Genomic DNA, 6706 nt, shown 5'->3' on the forward strand with positions numbered 1-6706 from the left:
GCCGCCCTGGCCCGTACCGGGCAGCGCGGCCCGGGGACCGCCCTGGCCGGCGCCGACCTGGCCGCGCGGAGCCGGACCGCCACCGAGCAGTCCGCCACCGGCCGGGGCACCGCCGTTGCTGCCGTTCTGCCGCCGGGCCGCGGCGGCACCCATGGCGGCCTGCGCGGCGGCGGGACCACCGGTCGAGGGCGCACCGGGCTTGCCGGGGGCGGGCTTCTTGCCGCCCTGGGCGACGTCCACGGGCAGCATGACCAGCGCGGTCGTACCGCCGGAGTCGGAGGGGCGCAGCTGGATGCGGATGCCGTGCCGCTGGGACAGCCGGCCGACCACGAACAGGCCCATGCGGCGGGAGACGGAGACGTCCACGGTGGGCGGCGAGGCGAGCCGCTCGTTGATCGCCGCGAGGTCCTCGGGGGAGAGGCCGATACCGGTGTCGTGGATCTCGATCAGCACGCGGCCGTCGGGCAGCGCGTGACCGGTGACCTTGACCTTGGTCTGCGGCGAGGAGAACGAGGTCGCGTTCTCCAGCAGCTCGGCGAGCAGGTGCACGAGGTCGTTGACGACCCGGCCGGCCACTTCTGTGGTCGGCACGGAGGCCAGCTCGATGCGCTCGTACTGCTCCACCTCGGACGCGGCGGCGCGGAGCACGTCGACCAGCGGGACCGGGCGGGTCCAGCGGCGGCCGGGCTCTTCACCGGCGAGGACGAGGAGGTTCTCACCGTTACGGCGCATGCGGGTGGCGAGGTGGTCGAGCTTGAACAGCGAGGACAGCTGGTCGGGGTCGGCCTCGCGGGACTCCAGCTCGGAGATCAGCGACAGCTGGCGCTGGATGAGGCCCTGGGAGCGGCGCGAGAGGTTGGTGAACATCGCGTTGACGTTGCCCCGCAGCAGGGCCTGCTCGGCGGCGAGGCGGACCGCCTCGCGGTGCACGTCGTCGAAGGCCGTGGCCACCTGGCCGATCTCGTCCCGGGAGTGCACACCGACGGACTCCACGGACGTGTCGACGTCCTGCGGGTCGGACTCGGAGAGCTGCTTGACCAGCTCGGGCAGGCGGTCCTGGGCGACCCTGGTCGCGGTCTCCTGGAGCCGGCGCAGCGAGCGGATCATGGACCGGGCGACGACGAAGGCGCCGACCAGCGAGACACCGAGCACGAGCAGGATCAGGGCACCGGAGATGATGGCGTCACGCTGGGTGGCGCTCTTCAGCTCGCGGGCCTTCTGCTCCATCTCCTCCAGGAGCGTGTGCTCGATCTTCTTCATCTGCTCGATCTTGGTCGAGCTGTCGTCCACCCAGTCCTTGTAGGACCGCGTCGGCTGCTGCTGCAGTCCGTCCGGGGACTCGAAGGAGCGCTTGGCGTAGGTGTCGGCGGACTCGATCGTCGGGTTGCCCTCGTCGATCGGCTTGAGGAGTTCCTCGGCGTTCTGGTCCGCGTAGATCTTGCGGAAGATCGCCAGCTCGGAGCCTTCGCTCTCGTACGCCGACTGGCCGTAGAGGCGGTCGTTCTCGGAGAGGTCGCCCTTGACGTCGGTGGTCGCGGGCAGCGCGGCGGCGATCACGGCGCGCTGCACGGAGGCGTACTCCTTGGCGGTGGAGAAGGCCGCCAGGGCGCGGGTGCGGGAGATCATCTCCGGGTTGCTGGACGCCTCGGCCATGTCCTGGGAGAGGCCGATCAGCTGGGTGATGAGCCGGTGGTACGACTCGACCGTCTGCGTCGAGTTGTCCTTGGACGCGTAGGCCTTCTGACGGATCCGGGACAGGTCGTCCAGCTGGTTGGCCAGGCCGACGAGCGCGTCGCGGACGCCCTGGAGGTTGCCCTCCTTGCTCGCCGCGTCGATCTGCTCGGAGGAGTCGAGGAAGTTGTCGCGGGCCCGGTCGGTCTTCTGCTGGTACGCCTTGACCTGGTAGTCGTTCGTCTTCAGGCCGCCGTGTGCCAGCGGACCGGCCGACTGGTCGCGCTCGTCCTGGAGCGCCATGGCCAGCTCGGTGGCCTGCTTGGTCATGTCCGTCAGCAGCTTCATGTTGTCGAGCTGCTGGATGTCGTTCATGTTCTGGTCGATACGCAGCGCGCCCAGCGTGGTGGCCGCGACCACGGGCAGTGCGAGCAGCGACACCAGGCGGGTGGAGATGCGCCAGTTGCGCAGGGCCAGCCGCGAACCGGTGCTGGCGGAGACCTGCGTGGGCTTCACCGTCGGGGCGGGGCTGCCCGAGGGTGCTGCCGTCGTGGACGCCGACGCGGCCGACGCGCCGGAGCGCCCGCCGCGCTCACCGCCGTCCCCGGCCGGGCCCTGGTTCTGGGCGTGCTGGGGCGAGGAGCTGCCTTTCATCGGGCCAGTCCCGTCGTGCGGCTCCGGCTCCGCCGAAGCGCTGCCATCCCTCTTGAAACGTCCCTGCACTAGCGTCGCAACCTCTGGACCAGGCACCCCTCCGCGTGAACGGAGGGACACGGTGTCGGCGTTTTGGAGAGCGCCCTGAATACGCCCCCCGGTGGTCTTGAGTGACCGGCGCTGGATCCCCCCTGTCTCGCCGCCGCTCGGCGCTGTGGTGCGCCCTGCGCGCCGGCTCGATCCTGCGGCGGTCCGTGGAATTCCAGCACAGTGCAGGATCTCCAACAAGGGCAGTGGGCCGAGCTGTGACCTCCGTGACAACGTGTGAGTGACGAATCACCGGCCGTACAACCTGTTTCGGCCGATAACGGGCATTCATCTGCGAGTTGCCGCCCGGGGCCGGGTGTCCCAGTCGCCATGATCAGGAGCGGAATGGTCGCTTCAGGTGGTCAATGTCCGTTTCGTAGGGGCGTAAGGGCGGCCTGAATTGACCCTTTTGCCCATGAGTTCGTGAGCAAACTCACATGCTCGTCGTGGGCAGTTGGCGGCTTCGTCGGGGAATCGGATGTTTAGCCTGACGCTTTACAACAGGGACGACTCTGCCAACCCACCCGACCAGAGGGCACAGGACGACAACGGTGAAGACGACGATGATGTTCCGCAACATAGCCAACCCGCGACGCACGACCCTGGCGCACCTCGACGACGCCGGCGAGCTGCACACGCCCGAGCTGCCGGAGCACTCCGTCGACCTGCCCGCCCAGACGGCCAACCCCAGGCGCACCGTCCTCATGGAGATCCCGGCCGGCGCGGGTGCCCCGGCCGGCGCGTGACCGACGGCTCCGCCGGGCGCGGTCGCGAGGGTCCCCAGCGGTCCCTCCGGCCGCGCTCACGTCTTTCCGGGCCCCTTGAACCGCCTCTGACCTGCGGCGATGCCCCCGGAAGCGCACGACGTGGAACCGCTCCGATAGCCTGAGGCGTCAGTACGCCGGTTCTCAGTGAGGGGCGCAAGGATCCCGTGCGCATCGCCAGGTTCTCCATCGACGGGAACGTAGCCTTCGGCGCGGTCGAGGGCGACAAGCAGGACGAACTCGTCCTCGACATCATCAAGGGCATCCCGTTCGCGGACTACGAGCTGTCCGGCACGAAGGTGCCGCTGAGCAAGGTCAGGCTGCTCCCGCCGGTGCTGCCCAACAAGGTCGTGGCGTTCGGCCGCAACTACGCCGACCACGCGCGCGAGCTGGGCAACGAGGTGCCCGAGGCGCCGTTCGCCTTCTTCAAGCCCTCCACCTCCGTGATCGGCCCCGGCGACGACATCCGCTACCCCCCGTTCTCCCGGGAGGTGCACCACGAGGCCGAGCTGGCCGTCGTCATCGGCCGCATGTGCCGCGAGGTCCCGCGCGACCGCGTCAAGGACGTGATCTTCGGCTACACCTGCGCCAACGACGTCACCGCCCGTGACGTGCAGAAGCAGGAGAAGCAGTGGGCCCGGGCGAAGGGCTTCGACACCTCCTGCCCGCTCGGCCCCTGGGTGGAGACGGACATGGACCTCGCCCGCGCGGGCGACCTGACCGTCCAGCTCACCGTCAACGGCGAACAGCGCCAGCTGGGCCGTACGAGCGAGATGATCCACCCCATCGAGGATCTGATCGTCAACATCTCCGAGGCCATGACGCTGCTGCCCGGCGACGTCATCCTCACCGGCACCCCCGCGGGGGTCGGCCCCCTGAACGTCGGCGACGAGGTCGCCGTCACCATCGAAGGCATCGGCACTCTCACCAACAAGGTTGTCAAGCGTGGCTAGCGCACCCGGCTCCCCCGTACGCGTCCGTTTCTGCCCGTCGCCCACCGGTAACCCCCACGTGGGCCTGGTCCGCACCGCCCTGTTCAACTGGGCGTTCGCCCGGCACCATCAGGGCACCCTGGTCTTCCGTATCGAGGACACCGACGCGGCCCGCGACTCGGAGGAGTCGTACAACCAGCTGCTCGACGCGATGCGCTGGCTGGGCTTCGACTGGGACGAGGGCCCCGAGGTCGGCGGCCCGCACGCGCCGTACCGGCAGTCGCAGCGCATGGACATCTACGCCGACGTCGCCCAGAAGCTCCTCGACGCCGGCCACGCCTACCACTGCTACTGCTCCCAGGAGGAGCTGGACACCCGCCGCGAGGCGGCCCGCGCGGCCGGCAAGCCCTCCGGCTACGACGGCCACTGCCGCGACCTGACCGCCGGGCAGGTGGAGGAGTACAAGGCCCAGGGCCGCACCCCCATCGTCCGCTTCCGGATGCCCGACGAGACGATCACCTTCACCGACCTGGTCCGCGGCGAGCTGACCTTCACCCCGGAGAACGTGCCCGACTACGGCATCGTCCGCGCGAACGGCGCCCCGCTGTACACGCTGGTCAACCCGGTCGACGACGCGCTGATGGAGATCACCCACGTACTGCGCGGCGAGGACCTGCTCTCCTCCACCCCGCGCCAGGTCGCGCTCTACAAGGCGCTGACGGAACTGGGCATCGCCAAGCAGACCCCGGCCTTCGGCCACCTGCCGTACGTCATGGGCGAGGGCAACAAGAAGCTCTCCAAGCGCGACCCGCAGTCCTCGCTCAACCTCTACCGCGAGCGGGGCTTCCTGCCCGAGGGCCTGCTCAACTACCTGTCGCTGCTCGGCTGGTCCCTCTCGGCGGACAAGGACATCTTCACGATCGAGGAGATGGTCGCCGCCTTCGACATCGCCGACGTGAACCCCAACCCGGCGCGGTTCGACCTGAAGAAGTGCGAGGCGATCAACGCCGACCACATCCGCATGCTGGATGTGAAGGAGTTCGCCGAGCGCTGCCGCCCGTGGCTGCAGCCGCCGTTCGCCCCCTGGGCGCCGGAGGACTTCGACGCGGCGAAGTGGGCGGCGATCGCCCCCCACGCCCAGACCCGCCTGAAGGTCCTGTCCGAGATCACCGAGAACGTCGACTTCCTGTTCCTGCCGGAGCCGGTCTTCGACGAGGCGTCGTGGGCCAAGGCGATGAAGGAGGGCTCGGACGCCCTGCTGCGCACGGCCCGCGAGAAGCTGGAGGCGGCCGACTGGAGCTCGGCCGAGTCCCTGAAGGAGGCCGTCCTGGCCGCCGGCGAGGCGCACGGCCTCAAGCTCGGCAAGGCGCAGGCGCCGGTCCGCGTGGCCGTGACCGGCCGCACGGTCGGCCTGCCGCTCTTCGAGTCCCTGGAGATCCTGGGCAAGGAGCGGACGCTGGCCCGCGTCGACGCGGCCCTGGCGAGGCTCGCCGCCTGACGATCCCGGCGAGGGGGCGGCATCCGGGTGACCGGGTGCCGCCCCCTCGGCGTACGTCCCCTCCGGCCGGCGGCCCCCGGATCCCGGGCGGCGGGCGGTACCGTCGGGGGCATGACGATCAGAGCCGTGGTCTGGGACGTCGACGACACCCTCTTCGACTACACGACCGCGGACCGGGCGGGCATGCGCGCCCACCTCCGGGCCGAGGGCCTGCTCCGCGCGGACGAGGGCGTGGAGCGGGCCCTGCTGCGCTGGCGGGAGATCACCGACGCCCAGTGGGCCCGGTTCTCCGCCGGCGAGGTGGACTTCCTCACCCAGCGCCGCGACCGCACCCGCGTCTTCCTGGGCCGGGAGCTGACCGACGACGAGGCCGACGCCTGGTTCCGCCGCTATCTGGCCCACTACGAGGCCGCCTGGAGCCTCTTCCCGGACGTCCTGCCCGCCCTGGAGGTCCTCGCGACCAGCCACCGCCACGCGGTGCTCTCCAACTCCAGCATCACGGTCCAGGAGCACAAGCTGCGCGTCCTCGGCCTCCTCGACCGCTTCGAGACCGTCCTGTGCGCCGCCGAGCTGGGCGTCGCCAAGCCGCAGCCGGGCGCCTTCCTCGCCGTCTGCGAGGCGCTGGGACTGCCCCCGCGCGAGGTGGCGTACGTCGGCGACCATCCCGAGATCGACGGAAGGGGCGCCGCGGAAGCCGGGCTGCTGTCCGTGTGGATCGACCGCGGGACGGCCGTCGCACGGGTGGTGGGGGAGGTCGTGGCGCACCGGATCTCGACCCTGGCCGAACTCCCGGCGCTCGTCCGCGCGGATACCCGTTTTGGAGCCCCGTCCACCTTCGGGTAATGTTCTTCCTGCGCCGAGGGGAACGGGCCGAAAGGCCGGAGCCCCGAGGAGCGAACTAGAACGAGAACCCCCCAGGGGGTTGAGTTCCAGTGGCCTATGGTGTAATTGGCAGCACGACTGATTCTGGTTCAGTTAGTCTTGGTTCGAGTCCAGGTAGGCCAGCTCGCAGAGCTCATCTGCAAAGCCCCCGTTGTGTAGCGGCCTAGCACGCTGCCCTCTCAAGGCAGTAGCGCCGGTTCGAATCCGGTCGGGGGTAC

General features: G+C 70.1%; 5 protein-coding genes and 2 tRNA genes. 6 read left to right on the top strand and 1 reads right to left on the bottom strand.

Annotated elements, in window-relative coordinates; translation table 11 throughout:
- A partial coding sequence (locus tag GT045_RS21770) for a nitrate- and nitrite sensing domain-containing protein (RefSeq protein WP_345942711.1) occupies nt 1–2394 on the bottom strand: 2394 nt, incomplete at its 3' end.
- 569 nt (nt 2395–2963) lie between these two features.
- Between GT045_RS21770 and GT045_RS21775 the strand changes: the two genes are divergently transcribed.
- The 6 genes from GT045_RS21775 (at nt 2964) to GT045_RS21800 (ending at nt 6705) form a co-directional block, all read left to right on the top strand.
- Nucleotides 2964–3158, top strand: a complete 195-nt coding sequence (locus GT045_RS21775) for a hypothetical protein (protein WP_161288520.1) — start codon at nt 2964–2966, stop codon at nt 3156–3158.
- 185 nt (nt 3159–3343) lie between these two features.
- Entirely contained in the window at nt 3344–4129 is a 786-nt protein-coding gene (locus GT045_RS21780; RefSeq protein ID WP_161288518.1) for a fumarylacetoacetate hydrolase family protein, read from the top strand.
- On the top strand, nt 4122–5606 hold the full coding sequence (gltX, locus tag GT045_RS21785; protein ID WP_161335154.1) for a glutamate--tRNA ligase: 1485 nt from the start codon (nt 4122–4124) through the stop codon (nt 5604–5606). The genes GT045_RS21780 and gltX overlap by 8 nt, the downstream gene beginning before the upstream one ends.
- A gap of 111 nt (nt 5607–5717) precedes the next feature.
- Nucleotides 5718–6449, top strand: coding sequence for an HAD family hydrolase (locus tag GT045_RS21790; RefSeq protein WP_202528676.1), 732 nt, complete (start codon nt 5718–5720; stop codon nt 6447–6449).
- A gap of 90 nt (nt 6450–6539) precedes the next feature.
- A tRNA-Gln gene (locus GT045_RS21795) sits at nt 6540–6611 on the top strand.
- 21 nt (nt 6612–6632) lie between these two features.
- A tRNA-Glu gene (locus GT045_RS21800) sits at nt 6633–6705 on the top strand.
- Nucleotide 6706: the final 1 nt, after the last annotated feature.

It is taken from the genome of Streptomyces sp. SID486 (assembly GCF_009865385.1).
In the GTDB taxonomy this organism is placed as follows: Bacteria; Actinomycetota; Actinomycetes; order Streptomycetales; family Streptomycetaceae; genus Streptomyces.

Bases quoted from the DNA above. Each gene is read 5' to 3' on its own strand.
- GT045_RS21790 (WP_202528676.1), top strand. From the start codon at position 5,718: ATGACGATCAGAGCCGTGGTCTGGGACGTCGACGACACCCTCTTCGAC.